We start from the raw sequence: 15,951 nt of genomic DNA, 5'->3' as shown, positions 1-15,951 counted from the left end.
CAGCTGCTCAGGATAAAATTTCGCGAACCGTGTTGCTGAGTTCCCTCAGCTGAAAAGGCTTATGGACCGCCGCAACGAAACCGTACTTCCTGAAACCGGCCATAACCGGGTCATTTGAATATCCCGAGGCCACGATCACCCTGGCCCCCGGATCGAGCTCCAGAAGTTTTTGCACCGCCCTCTCCCCCCCCATCCCATTCGGGATTGTGAGATCCATGATCACCAGATCATATGGGCTTTCGGTGCCCATTGCCTGCCGGTACATCGCAATGGCCTCTTCTCCGTCCCGGGCTCCGGCTGCTTCATAGCCGGAAAATTCAAGCATCCGGATGGCAATGGTTCTGACGGAATCGTCATCGTCCATGACCATTATCCTTCCTTTGCCGCTCGGCACCATCTGACTGGAAATCATATCCGCTTGTTTTTCCAGAAGAACCAGCGAGGCGACCTGATCAGCAATGGCCGGCAGATAAATGGTAAACGTTGTCCCCTCTCCAGGGGTTGAAGTGACCGAGATATGGCCCTCATGCTTGTTGATGATTGAGTGGGTTACCGCAAGGCCGAGACCGCTGCCCATCTTTTTGGTGGTGAAATAGGGGTCGAAGATCCTGTCCAGATCAGTCGGCTTGATCCCGGGTCCGTTGTCGGTGATATAAATCACCAGATAGGCGTTGCCGGTCAACCGGATTCCGCTGATCTCGGACCCTTTGATATTGCCGCACTTCACCTCGACCCTGCCGCCTTCCATGCCCATGGCCTGGGCGGCGTTGATGATGATGTTCTGGATCACCTGGCTGATCTGCCCCTTGTCGATATCGGCCAGCCAGAGGTCTTCCGGCAGATCAAACCGGCAGACCACATTGCTGCCCCGCAGAACAAAATCGGCCGAATCCTTTATGACCTCTGCGATAGAAGCGGCATGCCGGATGGGCTCGCCTCCCTTGGAGAAGGTGAGGAGCTGCCCGGTCAGGGCCTTGGCGCGAAGGGAAGCTTTCTCCGCCTCATTCAGCAATGAATACACCTCATCTTCCTGATCAACAATATACTTGGCCAGACTGATATTCCCCATGATCGCGGCAAGCAGATTGTTGAAATCATGAGCGATACCGCCCGCCAGAACCCCGACCGACTCAAGTTTTCTGATTTTCAGCAACTCCAGATCAGTCCTGACCTTTTCGGTGATATCCCGAAAAACCAGGACCACGCCGATAGTCCTGCTCTTCCGGTCATGGATCGGCGCGCCGCTGTCGGCAATCTCCCTCCTCGTGCCGTCTTTGGCAATCAGGCAGAGGTTGCCGCTGAAATTACTCACCTGGCCGGCACCAATTATTCTCGGCACCAGCGCCCCGATCTTATCGCCGGTTCTCATGTCGACGATATTGAGCACTTCCTCAAGGGATCGGCCAAGGGCTTCGCTCTGTTTCCAGCCGGTCAATTCTTCGGCGACCTTGTTGACCAACATGACCCTGCCGTCGATGTCGGTCGTTATCACCCCGTCGCCGATACTGCGCAGGGTGACCGCAAGCCGCTCCTGCTCGGCGGCCAGTTTCTCCTCCGCCTCCTTCCGGCTGGTAATGTCGGTTGAAATCCCGCCCACGGCATAAATGTCGCCGTTTTCATCAAACATCGGAAACTTCACCGAAACATAGGTGTGAAGAAGCCCGTCATCGTGGGGAATCTGCTCTTCCAAAACCTGCGGCATCTTGCCGGCAAAAATCCTCCGGTCATTCTCCCGCAAGGCATCGGCTACATCTTTCGGAAAAATATCATGATCATTCCGGCCGAGAATCTCCTCCTGCCTGATATGGAAGACTTCTTCATATTGCCGGTTTATGGAGAGATAACAGCCCTCGATATCTTTCAGGTAGACTACCGCGGTTGAGTTATCGAGTATCGCCTGCAGCTGGGCCTCGCTGTGGAGCAGAGCTTTATGGGCGATATCAAGCTCCGCCTCCCGCTCACTGATCACTTCCAGTTGATTCTCCGCTTCTCCCATTTTATTGACCAGGTCGGCCACCATGCTGCAAAGCCCGGTTTTCAAGGTGCCGAGCTCAAAAAGAAATTGTCCGGGAACATCCGCCTTATAAACCTCCTGCATCACTCCGGTAGTGAAGTCGGCCAGCCTGATCAGCGGAGAAATGATCAACCGCTGCAGGAAGATCATTAACAACACCGCCAGGAGTATGGTCCCGGCCAGCACCAGGGCATTGATCAGGAGAAACTTGTTGCGGGCGGCAAACAACTCGGCATGATCAATGCTGATCCCGACATAGCAGTCCCACCTCTCGAACAGGGTAAAGATTGCGAGTTTATTATGCCCCTGGGCCCGATAGTTGACACTTTCCCGCCCGTCTGCCATTCCGGCAAACAGGTTTGCAAATCCCGGTTCCTTAGCGTTTGCGAAGTCGTTTGAAAGAAGGATCGATCTGTCCCGGCCGATCACAAAAATCCTGCCGGTTTCAAGATAGCGAAACCTCGCAAACGAAACCAGAGCCCTCTGCCTGATTTCATCCAGATGGATTGTGCTGTCTTCCAGGCCGATCATTTTCAACCGCTCGTAACTGCTTTCCACCGGCATGATCTGGTGAGCCAGCTTATCGGTGAGAAGTTCAGTACCAAGGAGATAAGTGCTCCTGTTCATCAGCTTGTAACCGGAGATGATCAGTGGAAAAGAGAGGACGACGATGACAAAGATCATGGCCGACAGAAAAATAAATTTCACCGAATTGAAACGAGGAAAAACTCGTTTGAACAGTTGGCCTGCTGGTGAAGGAGTCTTTCTGGGCATGTTTTATTTTATAATCACGTCAACCGTTTCCAGTACTTCAACAGAAATCGGCCGATTAAGATTTGTTGCCGCTTTCAGGTTTACGAAGGCAACCTGCCTGGCGGCTCTGGGAACCGTGTTTTCAATGGAGTTCAGGCCATCAAAGATATCGGCGGTCATTTCAGCGGCCTGATTGCCGCAGTACCTGAAAGGGTTGAACAGACCTGCCAGGGTATTTTCATCCAGGAAATCCGGCAAGGATTCCTGTTCAATATCCAGAGTGAGAGATGTAATCACCGGAACTCCGGAACGAGCCAGTTCCCGCTGGTTTTTAAAGGAACCGACAATCCCGCCGTAGGCTTCAATTTTCAGCTCGGCCATGGCCTGCCGCACCCTCTCCACCCCTTCGCCCAGGTCAAGGTAATGGATGGAAATGCCATGCATCTTTTCCGGCGGCAGATCCTGATAGGCTGATTTAAAAATCAGATCAGCGGGAATCCTCGAATCGTACACATAGGCATAATTTTTTATTTCCGGGATGACAAACCTGGCTATCCGCAGGATCTTTTCCGGGGGATACATCAGATAGATACCGCTCAAGTTGGTCTGCGGCGGTTCGATCAGCGAAGGCAACATTTTCAAGGCCACCGATTCCAGGACCGGCACAAAAAGCTGCGGGACCCCGGACTCTTTCAGCATCTCCCGGGCCTTCATCGAGACCCAGCCGCAGGTGATAAACATGTCGGCCGTGTCCTTATGGCGATTGACTCCATCGATCACATCGGGCAGAGAGGTCTGATCGGCGCTTCTGGTCAGGATATCAACATAGTTGACATTCCGGCCTTCAATAAAGCCCCGGCTTGCCATCTTCTCCTTAAACCCTTTGAGCACCGTGGCAAAAAAGGCGGGTTCGATCCGGTAGCGGATAAACACCACCTTTTTCGGTTCTTCCGCCCTGGCTTCATGATAAAACCCAGCGATAACCAAAGAGACAGCCAGGAGAACTGCCACAATCCTAAAACGCCACATTCACCAGAACCTCCACCCCGACATCATTACGCCCGGGCCGAAACTACAAACGCATACCGCAGCATTCGTAATTGGCTATACCCTGTCGGATACAGGGTATGGCTGAGTTGAGCCGCTTGCCTGCAGGCAAGAAAACTATACCAGAAAGGTGAATTCTTCCTTCATCTCCCTTATCCTACCGCAGCCGGAAGCCGACTATCAAGAAATAAGTACCCGGCACATTGTCGCACAATCCCGGCTGGATTTATACCTCCTCCCTCCATTGACATTCTCATTCCACGGGGGTAATAAGGGTTAGGTGAACAATGGCAGGCGCTCTCATTTTATTGAATGATACAGGGGGCTTACAAATGACAGGGCCGGAAATATTATGAAAGGAGGGCAGGATGAGTGGTTTTTACAAGCTGTTAAGTATCGGATTGGCGGTGATGGTTGCCTTTTTGCTGTATCAATCAAAACTGACCAAAGGTGAACTGGAAAAATTGGCCGCCCGGATCGACAACTCCGAGACAACCGAACCCACCGCCCCGTCCTGGGACGATCCGGAGCTCCAGAAACCCTACCCGGAAACCATTCCCCAGCAGGTCGCGAGCCTGATCGACGCCTTCGAGCCTCTGGACGGCAAGTATGATCTCACGCGGATCAAACAGGTCATGGAGGAAATCGACGACCGGAACTTAAAAGACGTACTCGATTCCATCGACTGGCAGTCCGATACCGGCAAGGCGTTGGCGGATGAACTGATCAAAAGGAAAGCGATCGATCCCGGCATGTTCAGGGACACCAATCTTACCTTCGGAAGCGACAGCCTGAACCAGATCCGTTTATACTGCACCACCGATCTGCGATGCATCGAACTGTTCGAAAAATGCTGCCTGTCGCTCAAATGCTGTTTTCACCGCTGCTGCGCCACCCTGCCCTGCAAAAGATGCTGCTGGTCCTGCTGGACCCCCTGCTGCAGTAAAACCATTCAGATCGGAATGATAGGTGACCCACCCGCCTTTAAGATCGTAAAGAAAATAAAGTTCCAGACCGGCGACACTTTTTCAGTGGAAATTGACGGAACCGATACATACCTCGGCATTGTCACCATTCCATCGGGATCGGGAACTGGAACAAGCCCTCTCACTCCTTCTGATGCCACTAACCTGTTAAATCATATAAACACTTCTATTTCCACAAACCCACATGGCACCACCAAGAGCGACATTATCTACGGGCCAGGCAATCTGATAACCAGTGCAGACATTAATGATGGCACCATTACAGCTGACGACCTTGGCACCAATTCTGTCCACTCGGACGAGATTGCCGATAATGCAGTTGGATCTGGTGAAATTGCAAACGGAACAATCACAGCTGATGATTTGGGAACAGACTCTGTCGGCTCCGACGAAATAGCCCTGAACGCCGTTGGTACCGATGAAATAAATAACGGCAGCATCACCAGCGATGACCTTGGTACCGACTCAGTGGGATCAGACGAAATTGCAGCTGATGCAGTCGGGACAGGTGAAATCGCAAACGGCACAATTACCATCGATGATCTGGGCACTAATTCTGTGGGATCAGACGAAATTGCTGATAATGCCGTTGGAACCGGTGAAATTGCCAATGGTGCGATACTCGGAGAAGACATTACGAACTCCGGTGCACCTACGGATAAAATTCAGGAAGGAAAGATCAATTACCCTGCATCACCAGGCCATGGTCATTCAGGGTATGCCCCAACCATCCATACTCATGATGGAAATGTATACAAAAAATCTGGGGCTACCTGTTACACCGTCAATAATACATATTGGGAACCGGCATCTTGCCCCTAATTCATTATATTGAAAAGGCAGGGACAGCTCAAATATTGCTGTTCCTGCCTTTAATTTAATTAGGTTGTGATAATTTTGATTTACTGAAATCTGTAAACAAAAGAGATGTTTATTTCCTCAACAAAGTCACCGCTGCTCCCTGCAATATCAAACTGCAGATTTTCTGACAGAACCCCTCCGATACCTACTGAAAAAATATCGTCATCTTCACCCTCTTTCATGGTGTCCTGATAGTAGGCAATTGATGTACCTACATAATGGATAGCATGATCCGGTTTGTGAAAATAGCCTCCCCGCAATGCAAAAGGAGTTTCTCCGATAGAAAACACATACTCAAATCCCGCATGAACCTCAGTTGTATCATTTGCTTCAAAATCACCGGTATTTAAAGTCCACTCCGCATTTATTACTTTATTTGGATCAAAGTAATAGTAGTTTTCCAAAAGATCAGAATACTTAATTCTGTTTGCATCAACCGCCAACGTCAGACTGTTGAAAAATCGATACGAAATTCCAATCCCATACATATCTGGAACTTTTAAAGTATTTTCTAACCTCCTACCATAATATGTGAAAGCTGTGTTTAATTCAGGACCGACTCTATACACCAGTCCTACATTCAAATCACCAAAAGGATTAGCTAAAAGGGAAAGGCTGTATTGCTCATCCATTGCAGAATCACTCACTTCATTCCTGCTGTTGGTAATGTCTAGGTATTTTCTATCAACGCTATAATGATAGTTCAGCTGGGAAAAACCTATAGACCCGCCTATTGAAAACTTGTCATGCAGTTTCACGCCCAAACCCGCACCATAGGTTGCACCCCTAATATTTAGTTTTGTCTCATATGTAGTTCCTGCCAACTCCCCTAAAATTGCTGGAGAAACAAATGTAAACTTATCAAGTTCAATATTTATAAATTCATGCCTGAATAAAGCAAAAGTGCTTTTACCCGAAGGTTTTGCATAACTCAGGAATGATACCCCGTCTGTTGAATTGTTGAGCTCAAGAATCGTCTGATCTTCCTGCCTGATTCTCGTGGTAATTTCAGCTGATTTAACTTCTACGGATGCTTCTGTCTGAGTAAGTATTGTCAGCCCAGCAGGATTTGTATAGGCAGCGGTGGCATCATCCGCAACGCCGATAAAAGCCCCTCCCATCGCGTTGGCTCGTGCACCTGGATTGCTAAAACTCAGGTCAATATTCGGGTCAATTAAACTTGTGACAAGAGCCTCAGAATTTGCAGCCATGAAAACAGAGCAGGACAACAACGACAGAGTCAACAATGATTTTCTTGCCTTCATCTTTCTCTTTTCCTCCATTTATAATTTTATCAGGACACCTTGATGGTTTGTCAGGTTATGGCCTAACAATAATTTCTTTCTTTGACAACTGAAAATAAAAAAGGGAGGCAAAATTCGCCTCCCGGTGTCTTTCTTTTACCAGCTTAAAAACGTTACATTATTATTGCTTCAGTAAATCCACCAGTACTTGCTCTGCGTGGACATTCTTCTCACGACATGTTTCGGGGTTTTCTTTATATGTTGCGCGAAAATAATCTCTAATCGTTGCCTGCGCTATATCGGACAAAGCCCAACCCAGGGGCGGTTCCCCGACTTCACCGTTTTTGCACATCCGGAAATAATAGAAGGAACCCTGGACATCCTCCATTGTGTTCTTCAGTTGAGAAGCCAGTTCCGCCCCCCGGCCGACCCGGACCCTTGCGTAGGTGCGGAAGGTTGAGCGGACCTCATAACCGAAACCGAGGGGCGGGTTGTTCTTCGGGCTCTCGGCCAGATCCGCTGGCAGGGTCGGATCGCTGCTGATCAGGACCACAACAGGTTTGATCCGGGGACGCTCTGCGGTCACATCTTCATCGAAACAGGCAAATTTACTACAGGCCAGGCTGATGATTTCCAATGCCGTTTCCGCACCGTAATTTTCAAAGAGACCGCCATCCTGTAATCGTCCGGCAATTTTTTCGTCCTTATCTCTCCACATCCCGGGAGGACTGACGAACGGGAAGCGGGCGCTGTTATGGGCGGCGGTGGAAAGGCGCAGATCGTGGCCCAGGATCGCCAGTTCATCATTGGAAAGGGAAAAGGCGTGCGCCTCGTTCGGATGATTACCGAAACGAAGATTGCCGGCCACGATCCGCCGGCCGTTATCTGACCAGGTGGAATTCAGAAACAGAGAAGGTTTCCAGTTGTTTTCTGCAACCTCCAGAGACCCCAGGGAGTATTCGAGACCGGTTTGATCTGTCACTCCCAGCTCCTCCGTTACGCTCCTGAACGCCTGCTCCAGGCCGTTTTCAAAGGCCGTGGCCCGGGAAAGCAAAACCGGGAAAGGGATAAAGCGCTGGGCCAGATCCGGATAGAGCAGCGCCGCCACCAGTGGACTGAGCAGATCATGATCGATTACTTTCTGCGCGCTGTCGGCCATCTTTTCCGCTGCCGGCTCAAGGGTGTCGAGCAGACGCCGGTACACCGTAGCCCCCACCGAACCACCGGAAACCCCGCTGATCGCGAAAACCTTCCGGGAAAAATTCTCTCCGCCGTCATCCTGCAGCTTGCCGAGGACGGTCGCAGTCCAGTAGGCCGCCCGGATACCACCCCCGGCGGTGGCGACCACCACGAAGGGGGGCGGACCATTCTTCGCATCATCAATATTCGCCTGATACCAGGCATCCATCGCCTCGGAAACGGTTGGTCGCAAGTCGCTCTTCTTCTCCCATGCGAGCCCGCGAATTTCATGATTATCATTCGTGAAACTCGAAGCCAGGGCGGCAACAACCAGCACCGTCAACAGGGGAATACCGATCCGGTCGCAATGATAGCTGAGCCAGCTGCCAAACGGTAGCCAGGTGCTCGCCCAGAGAAAAAACAGGATCAGGGCGCCGGTTCCAGTATTCATCCAGAAAACCGGATAGATATTGCTGATCACCGCCAGAATAAAAAACGTAAGGAACATGGCGATGGCAGCCAACGACCGATACGACCAGCGTTCTCCGGTAAAATGGCCTTCCCGCCACGGGATACCGAGCATCTCCGTGAAGCTCTCGTGTTCAGGGCGGCTGGTGTCGGAAATAACCTCCCTCCGCAGCTTGACCTTGCCGAGCCTGGCGGCAACCATATTGGTAACGGGTTTCCGCTTGATAACCACAACCAGAAACAGCAAAAGCATTGCTGCAGCCCAAACCGCCAGTTCATGTTGTCCTATCTTCCCGGCGCTGATTCCGAAAACTGCGAATGCAAGACTTCCGAGAACCCGCGGCACCCATTTACGCCAGAAATTATAGCTTGCCGGATTGTGCGGCGGATTGTCCCAGTTTACATCGAGCAGCATACGGCTCCAACCCCACACACTCCAGGCCCAGATTGCCTCGGCCACCGCAAGACTCCGGGTCCTGCCGTCTTCTCCATAGGCGACAATGACATCCCGACCCTGGTCGGAGAGAAGCAGGCCCAGGCCCGCCAGCAGAATCAGCACACTGAAACGGCAACGGGCAAGACAGAAAACGAAGGCCTGAATACCGGCAACCCGGTCGGGATTCTTTTCAATCAGTTTCTTTGCATTGATCATTTTTCATTTCCTCCGGTTTGAACTGCTTGAACCCTAACTCTCAAATAGATTTTTGACTACTATTATTTGCAGCGCTTTTATCGTTAGGTAGCACTTGCGCCCCATCCCGGTTTTTATAAATTGTTTCCCAATGGAAAACGAGGCGAGTAGAATATCAGGGAAATACACAATTGATACCAAATGGACATCACCATGAAAATAACCGCCAGACCTGCCCGCCTTCTGCCAATTCTTTTGCTTCTCACCTTTTTCTGTTTTGGAAGCCCGGCGCAGGGGGAAAATGGCACCCCGGAAAAAAAATCACTCCAGGAACCGCCACCGGAAGAATTAATTATGAGCAAAGTTGATGATCTGCAGAAACGGATCAAAAGCTTTGCCGACTCGGAAAATGAGGATATTGCCAAGGCGCTCAATGTAACCGTTGAACAACTCAAAGAGCGAACGGAAATCCTCCAGGAAACCCTCGCCTATTACAACCAGCAGCTGCAGGCACTGCGCAAACATGACTCCCTGCTCCAGGAAAAGCAGGCCTTACAGGACCGGATTGCTACCGGGGAGGCCCTGAAGCTTGAAGAGTCACCGCCCTATTCCCTCAAGTTCTATGATGACTTCAATGTCCGGCTTGCGGAAAACCAGAGAAACCTGGAAACCGCGTTACTTGCCGTCTCCGTCAGCGAAAGGGCGCTGCGCGATGCCAAAGACCGGTTCAAGGAGGCCGGCGTCAAAATCAGGCAGCTGAAGAGCGATTCCGCCCAACTCAAAGATCATCAGGCGGTCCTGCAGAACCAGTGGCTGCTCGAACAGGCCGAAAGGGATGAAGGACTGGCCGGAGGTGTTACCGGATACCAGGAACTGGCCCTGACCAATGCCAGGGAAGAAGCGGAGCTGGCCGCGATCAGAGCAAATCTGAACAGTCAGGTTCGTGAACGGATCCGGGAAAATCTGCATTTCGATCCGGCGGACCTCGACAAACAACTGGCCGCCATTGATGAACAGAAAAGAGAACTGCAGGAACGATCAGACGCGATCAGGAAAAACCTCCGCCAGGCCAACCGGGAAGTGGACAAGGTCCAGAAAAAAGTCGAGCGGGCACAAGGCGAAAACGAGATCAATAAGGTAAAGGCAACGCTGGACGTTGCCGAGCAGTGGCGCCAAACCTACCGGATCCAGCTTGAGCAGGTTGAAAACATCATCCAGCAGCTGAGTACCAGAAAACAGCTCTGGAAACAGAGATATGATCTCATAAAAGGCGCGATTGAGCGTAAAGAGTTTACCGCTCTCAAAGAGGGGGCGGTAAAACAGCGGGACCGTTTGCAGCAGAGTCTGGCTCTGGAACAGGAGCGACAGACCAGTCTCCAGCTGCAGATCGGTAAACTTGAAGAACAGCTGCGGCAGGAAGGGCTCTCCTGGGACGCGAAAGGAAACCTGAACGAGCAGCGCAACGCCCTGGTTGGCCTGGTGAACAGCACCATCAATTTTATTACCGCCCTGAACCACACCAACCAGATGAACCTGAGATTTATTGATGAACTGGAAAGCGCCCGGCGCTCGTTATCACTTGCCGAAATGGTTTCCGTGACCATCGCCAGACTGCAGGGCTGGTGGAAGGCGGAACTTTTTGTCATCGATGACCAACCCCTGACCCTGGGCACCATCACCACCTCCCTGGTCATCCTGATCCTCGGCATTATCCTGACCGGCTTTGTAAGCCGCCTGCTGCAGAAAAGGCTTCTCGTCCGCCTCAACATCAGCGCCAGTTCCGCTGCCATTGCCGGCAAGCTTGTTCATTACATCATTCTGATTCTGGTGGTTCTTTTTGCGATGCGGATTGTCAACATCCCCCTCACCGCCTTTACCTTCTTCGGCGGCGCCATCGCCATCGGCGTCGGTTTCGGGGCCCAGAAACTGATCAATAATTTCATCAGCTGTTTCATTATCATGGCCGAACAGCCGATCCGGGTAGGTGACCTGATCATGATGGACAACGAGCAGTGCTGGATCGAGGACATCGGCGCCCGCTGCACCAAAGTCCGGACCTATTCAAATATCAACATCCTGGTTCCCAACAGTTATTTTCTGGAAAACAATATCACCAACTGGACCCATAGCGACAACATTGTCCGCGGCAAAGTGACGGTCGGGGTCGCCTATGGTTCACCGACCCGCACCGTCAAGGAAGAGTTGCTGAAAGCGGCGGCTGAACACGGCGAAGTCCGTAAACATCCGGAGCCCTACGTTTTTTTCGGCGATTTCGGTGACAACGCCCTGGTCTTTGAACTCTATTACTGGGTTACGGTCACCCAGAGCGTCGGGATCCAGAGAATCTCCAGCGACCTTCGCTTCATGGTCGATGAGCGACTGCGCGACGCCGGGATCACCATTGCCTTCCCGCAACGCGATCTCCATTTTGACAGCGGCAAACCGCTGCAGATTGAACTGTCCCGAGCAAAACCGGGGAAAGAGAAGGAATAGATAACAGGAGAACCGTATCATGCCTGAGGAAAAAAAACTGGTCATCGCCTTTATTCTTGACGCCAAAGGCGGCGGCCGGAAAATCGGCTGGGACGAGATCAGAACATGGACCCCGGCGGAAGGGATCCTCTGGTGCCATATGGACTATACCGATCCCGAAACCCGCGCCTATCTGGTTGGGAAGAGCGGCATCGAAGACGTGGTTGCGGAGTTATTGCTGGCCGAAGAGACCAGACCGCGGAGCACTTTCTTTGAAGAGGGTCTGCTGGTCGCGCTCCGAGGGGTCAACCTGAACCCCGGCGCGGATCCCGAGGATATGGTCTCTTTACGGATCTGGCTTGAAAAAAACCGGATCATCACCACCCGGAAGCGGGAATTGATGTCGGTGCAGGACATTATCCATAACCTTGGAAAAGGCAAAGGCCCGACCAGCGCCGCAGGCTTTCTGGCCGATGTCGCCGCCCGGCTGATGATGCGGATGGGGGATGTGATCGATGAGGTTGAGGATGAAGTCGCCGAGATCGAAGAAACGGTGCTGGTCGCCGAGAGCCATGAACTGCGGGGATTGATCGCAACGATCAGGCGAAAGGCCATCAGCCTCCGCAGATACATGGCCCCGCAGCGGGAAGCCCTGGCCAGACTCCAGACCGACGAATTGCCCTGGCTCGGCCGCAAAGAACTGATCAGGCTCCGGGAGGTCTATGACCACATGACCCGCTATATCGAGGATCTCGACCAGGCGCGGGACGGCCTGACCGTAACCCATGAGGAGCTCTTGAGCCGGCTGTCGGAGCAGTTGAATTCCCGGATGTATGTGCTTTCCCTGGTGGCGGCAATCTTTCTGCCGCTCAGTTTCCTGACCGGGCTTTTGGGCATCAATATCGGCGGCATTCCCGGCGCGGATTACCACAACGCCTTTATCATTTTCTGTGTCTTTCTTGTTGCCGTCGTGGGTGGAGAAATCCTGCTGTTCAAAAAAAAGAACTGGCTTTGATCATTCCTCAACTTTCTGAGTTTGGCTAATCTTTCGATAATAAAGGGGTTTTGGCGATTTGTTCGAGTCTGTGTTCAACAAGAAGCCAGAAGCCAGGAGTCAGAAGCCAGGAGAAAAGATTTAAAATCAGTCATTCTGGCTCCTGACTCCTGGCTCCTGAACACGCTCAGCGAGTGCATTCCCCGCAGCTCGGAGTGTCGCAGGCTCCCTTACCTGCTGCGGGGTTAACGAGCGAATTCGATGTGTAACTTCCTTACGTACGGAGATTCCCCACGGCTTGCCGCGGGGAGGCTTCAATTCTCATCATGGAATGCCACTATGGCACTGATCATTTTATGACAGCAATCCAACAACATAAGACAAGTCAGAAAGTTGATATCATTCCATAAAAAAGGGATGGCAGATTTCTCCGCCATCCCTTTTTTCGTTTCTGACCCGACTGTTTCAGACTTTCGGCAGATGCCTGGTCGCCTCGGCAATCGCCTCGGCGGGATATTCGTAGTTGTGCAGTTCGCCTGCATGATACTGTTCGTAACTGGCAAGATCGAGCAGACCATGCCCGGAAAGATTGAAAAGAATGGTCTTCGGCTCGTTCAGATCTTTCGTTGCTTCCATGATCGCCGCCCGGACCGCGTGGCATGCTTCCGGGGCCGGAATGATGCCCTCGGTCTTGGCGAAGAGCACCCCCGCCTCGAAGCATTCCAGCTGGTGCAACGCCTGGACCTCGATCAGCTTCTCGCGGTACAGCGCACTGATGATCGGTGACATCCCGTGATAGCGCAGGCCGCCGGCGTGAATTCCCGGCGGGATGAAATCGTGGCCCAGGGTGTACATCTGCAGCATCGGGGTCCGTTTGGAAAGATCACCGAAATCGTAGGCATACACCCCTTTGGTCATCGACGGGCACGATGCCGGCTCAACCCCCATCAGCCGGATCTTCTTGCCTTCCAGCTTGTCCGGCAGCCAGGGGTTGGCGATCCCGGCAAAGTTGGAGCCGCCGCCGCAGCAGCCGATCACCACGTCGGGGTAATCCCCGGCCATCGCCATCTGCTTCTTGGCCTCCAGACCGATAATGGTCTGATGCAGGCAGACATGGTTCAGAACCGAACCGAGCGCGTAATTGGTTGATTCGTGGGACACCGCATGCTCCAGCGCCTCGCTGATCGCAATCCCCAATGAACCCGGAGAGTCGGGATCCCTGGCGAGGATCATCTGGCCGGTCGGGGTGAGAGTGCTGGGGCTCGCGACAACTTCGGCCCCATAGGTATGCATCATCGCCTTGCGGTAAGGTTTCTGGTCAAATGAAACCCGGACCATATACACCATGCACTTCAGGCCGAACTTCTGGGTGGCGAAGGAGAGGGCGCTGCCCCACTGGCCGGCGCCGGTTTCGGTGGCCAGGTTTTTGATCCCGGCCTGCTTGTTGTAATATGCCTGGGGCACGCTGCTGTTGGTCTTGTGACTGCCGGAAGGGGAAACTCCTTCGTATTTATAGTAGATTTTTGCCTTGGTGCCGAGCGCCTGTTCGAGAAAGGTCGCGCGAATCAGCGGCGAGGGGCGCCAGATGGCCAGGATATCCTGCACTTCCTGCGGGATATCGATCCAGCGCTCCGGACTCATCTCCTGCTCAAGCAGGCCGCCAGGGAAAATAGCGCCCAGTTTCTCGGGGGCTACCGGCTGATTGTTCTCCGGGTCAAGGGGCGGCTGCAGGCCGTTTGGAATATCCGGCAGAACGTTGTACCACTGGGTCACCCTATCCTCATAAGGCAGAAAGATCTGTTTACTCATGATAACCTCTTCTTTTATTTCGTTAAATTGCCACAGGCTGCGATCAAACGCCTGCCCCCTCTTTTCTGGTACACCGTTTTTTTTTAAAGGCCCGGCCGGACCGTGTCAAGGACAATCAATCTCACTAACAACCAGATAGGGCATGAGAGACAAGAAAGTGGTAAAACGGTTTGAAGTGCTTGAACTTATAAGCATCTAAAGTTTAAAGTGCCCGGAGTGAATGGTGATTGCATTAAAAACCATCTGACTGAATCGAGCCAAGGGGAATGAGTTTTTCTTTGCATGTTCAGAGAATCCAAAAAATTCTCCTGCTAGCTTCAGGCTCATTAAACCTATACACTTCAGGCACACGGTCAATGAAGATCATAGATTTCCATGCCCACGCCTTCCCCGACAAGGTCGCTGAAACGGCAGTTCCTGCCTTGGCGGCGCGGGGCAAGGTCACCCCCTGCCTGGACGGCAGAATCGACTCTCTGCTGAGGTCAATGGACACCTCCGGGGTGGATAAATCGGTTCTCTGTTCCATAGCCACCCGGCCCGGTCAGTTCGACTCAATCCTCGCCTGGTCAAAAGAGATCCGCTCCGAAAAACTGATTCCTTTTCCTTCCTTTCATCCCGAAAATCCCAAAGCCCTGGAAAACATCCGGATCATCAGGGATGAAGGGTTTAAAGGGGTGAAACTCCACCCCTATTACCAAGATTTCAAGATCGATGAAGAGCGAATGTTCCCCTTTTACGAAGAGATCACCGCATCAGGCCTGATTCTCGTGATGCACACCGGCTATGATATCGGTTTTCCCCGGGAGGACATCGCCGGGCCCTCCCGGATCAGGCGGGTGATCGAAAGATTTCCCGACCTGAAAATGATCGCCACCCATATGGGGGCCTGGGAGATGTGGGATGAAGTCGGGAAATTGCTGCTCGGGAAGAATATCTATATCGACATCTCTTTTTCCCTGCAGTATCTGGAGCACGAGGCCGCCCGGAAGATGATCCAGGCTCATCCGGCCGACCGGGTTCTGTTCGGCACCGATTCTCCGTGGGCCTGTCAGGATGAGGTTGCGGAAATGCTCCGGGAGCTGAATCTGGGCCGGGAACTGGAAGAAAAAATATTCTGCGGCAATGCATTAAAACTGCTTGGTTGAAACCTTCAAGCGTTTGATCGCTTTTCACCACTCCACCGGGGTATAAAAGAAGACAAACCTGCCGCTCTCGATATCGACCATCAATTTTGCCCCGTGACTCAAGGCATAATGGATATAGCCGTCCTTTTCCCCGTCCCCCGGCTTTTCGGTGGTATGCGGGGGGGATTCGAAATCGCGGTCCCGGTCATACCAGGAGATCAGCATGAATTCGTCAAACCTCCTGGCCGCGTAAAAGTTGGCGACCACCAGCGCGTCGGAATAATCCTCGATTTCTTCCGCATCGGGCAGAGAAATAATCTCCACTTCCGACAGATCCGGCAGATCGATGTTGCAGCTTTTTCCGTTCAT

At 52.2% G+C, this 15,951-nt stretch carries 10 protein-coding genes; 4 read left to right on the top strand and 6 right to left on the bottom strand.

The annotated features are described in order from the left end of the window. Positions 1 to 7: 7 nt before the first annotated feature. Together KKG35_16225 and KKG35_16220 are read right to left on the bottom strand one after the other, a co-directional pair. Complete coding sequence (locus KKG35_16225; GenBank protein ID MBU1739675.1) at positions 8 to 2,722, bottom strand: PAS domain S-box protein; 2,715 nt, start codon at positions 2,720 to 2,722, stop codon at positions 8 to 10. A gap of 69 nt (positions 2,723 to 2,791) precedes the next feature. Further along, on the bottom strand, positions 2,792 to 3,796 hold the full coding sequence (locus tag KKG35_16220; protein MBU1739674.1) for a hypothetical protein: 1,005 nt from the start codon (positions 3,794 to 3,796) through the stop codon (positions 2,792 to 2,794). Between the two features lie 386 nt (positions 3,797 to 4,182). On the opposite strand from KKG35_16220, the gene KKG35_16215 reads away from it, so the two are divergent. Beyond that, the gene (locus KKG35_16215) at positions 4,183 to 5,622 is read left to right on the top strand and encodes a hypothetical protein (protein ID MBU1739673.1); all 1,440 of its coding nucleotides are present in this window, start codon (positions 4,183 to 4,185) and stop codon (positions 5,620 to 5,622) included. 80 nt (positions 5,623 to 5,702) lie between these two features. Here the strand turns inward: KKG35_16215 and KKG35_16210 are convergent, their stop codons facing one another. Then, positions 5,703 to 6,926: a hypothetical protein gene (locus tag KKG35_16210; protein MBU1739672.1), complete on the bottom strand. Its 1,224-nt coding sequence runs from the start codon at positions 6,924 to 6,926 to the stop codon at positions 5,703 to 5,705. A 160-nt stretch (positions 6,927 to 7,086) separates the two neighbouring features. Beyond that, on the bottom strand, positions 7,087 to 9,204 hold the full coding sequence (locus KKG35_16205; GenBank protein ID MBU1739671.1) for a patatin-like phospholipase family protein: 2,118 nt from the start codon (positions 9,202 to 9,204) through the stop codon (positions 7,087 to 7,089). Between the two features lie 333 nt (positions 9,205 to 9,537). Between KKG35_16205 and KKG35_16200 the strand changes: the two genes are divergently transcribed. Continuing rightward, positions 9,538 to 11,676, top strand: coding sequence for a mechanosensitive ion channel (locus KKG35_16200; protein MBU1739670.1), 2,139 nt, complete (start codon positions 9,538 to 9,540; stop codon positions 11,674 to 11,676). A gap of 19 nt (positions 11,677 to 11,695) precedes the next feature. Beyond that, the gene (locus KKG35_16195) at positions 11,696 to 12,670 is read left to right on the top strand and encodes a zinc transporter ZntB (protein MBU1739669.1); all 975 of its coding nucleotides are present in this window, start codon (positions 11,696 to 11,698) and stop codon (positions 12,668 to 12,670) included. A gap of 444 nt (positions 12,671 to 13,114) precedes the next feature. Here the strand turns inward: KKG35_16195 and KKG35_16190 are convergent, their stop codons facing one another. After that, the gene (locus tag KKG35_16190; GenBank protein MBU1739668.1) at positions 13,115 to 14,458 is read right to left on the bottom strand and encodes a TrpB-like pyridoxal phosphate-dependent enzyme; all 1,344 of its coding nucleotides are present in this window, start codon (positions 14,456 to 14,458) and stop codon (positions 13,115 to 13,117) included. 356 nt (positions 14,459 to 14,814) lie between these two features. On the opposite strand from KKG35_16190, the gene KKG35_16185 reads away from it, so the two are divergent. Continuing rightward, positions 14,815 to 15,603 (top strand): amidohydrolase family protein, encoded by a 789-nt coding sequence (locus KKG35_16185; protein ID MBU1739667.1) that lies wholly within the window; start codon positions 14,815 to 14,817, stop codon positions 15,601 to 15,603. A gap of 24 nt (positions 15,604 to 15,627) precedes the next feature. On the opposite strand, the gene KKG35_16180 is transcribed toward KKG35_16185, so the two are convergent. Then, positions 15,628 to 15,951: an AF1514 family protein gene (locus KKG35_16180; protein ID MBU1739666.1), complete on the bottom strand. Its 324-nt coding sequence runs from the start codon at positions 15,949 to 15,951 to the stop codon at positions 15,628 to 15,630.

It is taken from the genome of Pseudomonadota bacterium, from assembly GCA_018823285.1.
Taxonomy (GTDB): Bacteria; Desulfobacterota; Desulfobulbia; order Desulfobulbales; family JAGXFP01; genus JAHJIQ01.
This window is presented reverse-complemented; position numbering and strand designations above follow the sequence as displayed.

What these genes read in the sequence shown, in the direction of transcription:
- KKG35_16220 (MBU1739674.1), bottom strand. Translation starts at nt 3,796, where the DNA reads ATGTGGCGTTTTAGGATTGTGGCAGTTCTCCTGGCTGTCTCTTTGGTT.
- KKG35_16200 (MBU1739670.1), top strand. Translation starts at nt 9,538, where the DNA reads ATGAGCAAAGTTGATGATCTGCAGAAACGGATCAAAAGCTTTGCCGAC.
- KKG35_16210 (MBU1739672.1), bottom strand. Translation starts at nt 6,926, where the DNA reads ATGAAGGCAAGAAAATCATTGTTGACTCTGTCGTTGTTGTCCTGCTCT.
- KKG35_16195 (MBU1739669.1), top strand. Translation starts at nt 11,696, where the DNA reads ATGCCTGAGGAAAAAAAACTGGTCATCGCCTTTATTCTTGACGCCAAA.
- KKG35_16190 (MBU1739668.1), bottom strand. Translation starts at nt 14,458, where the DNA reads ATGAGTAAACAGATCTTTCTGCCTTATGAGGATAGGGTGACCCAGTGG.
- KKG35_16185 (MBU1739667.1), top strand. Translation starts at nt 14,815, where the DNA reads ATGAAGATCATAGATTTCCATGCCCACGCCTTCCCCGACAAGGTCGCT.
- KKG35_16215 (MBU1739673.1), top strand. Translation starts at nt 4,183, where the DNA reads ATGAGTGGTTTTTACAAGCTGTTAAGTATCGGATTGGCGGTGATGGTT.
- KKG35_16205 (MBU1739671.1), bottom strand. Translation starts at nt 9,204, where the DNA reads ATGATCAATGCAAAGAAACTGATTGAAAAGAATCCCGACCGGGTTGCC.
- KKG35_16180 (MBU1739666.1), bottom strand. Translation starts at nt 15,951, where the DNA reads ATGAACGGAAAAAGCTGCAACATCGATCTGCCGGATCTGTCGGAAGTG.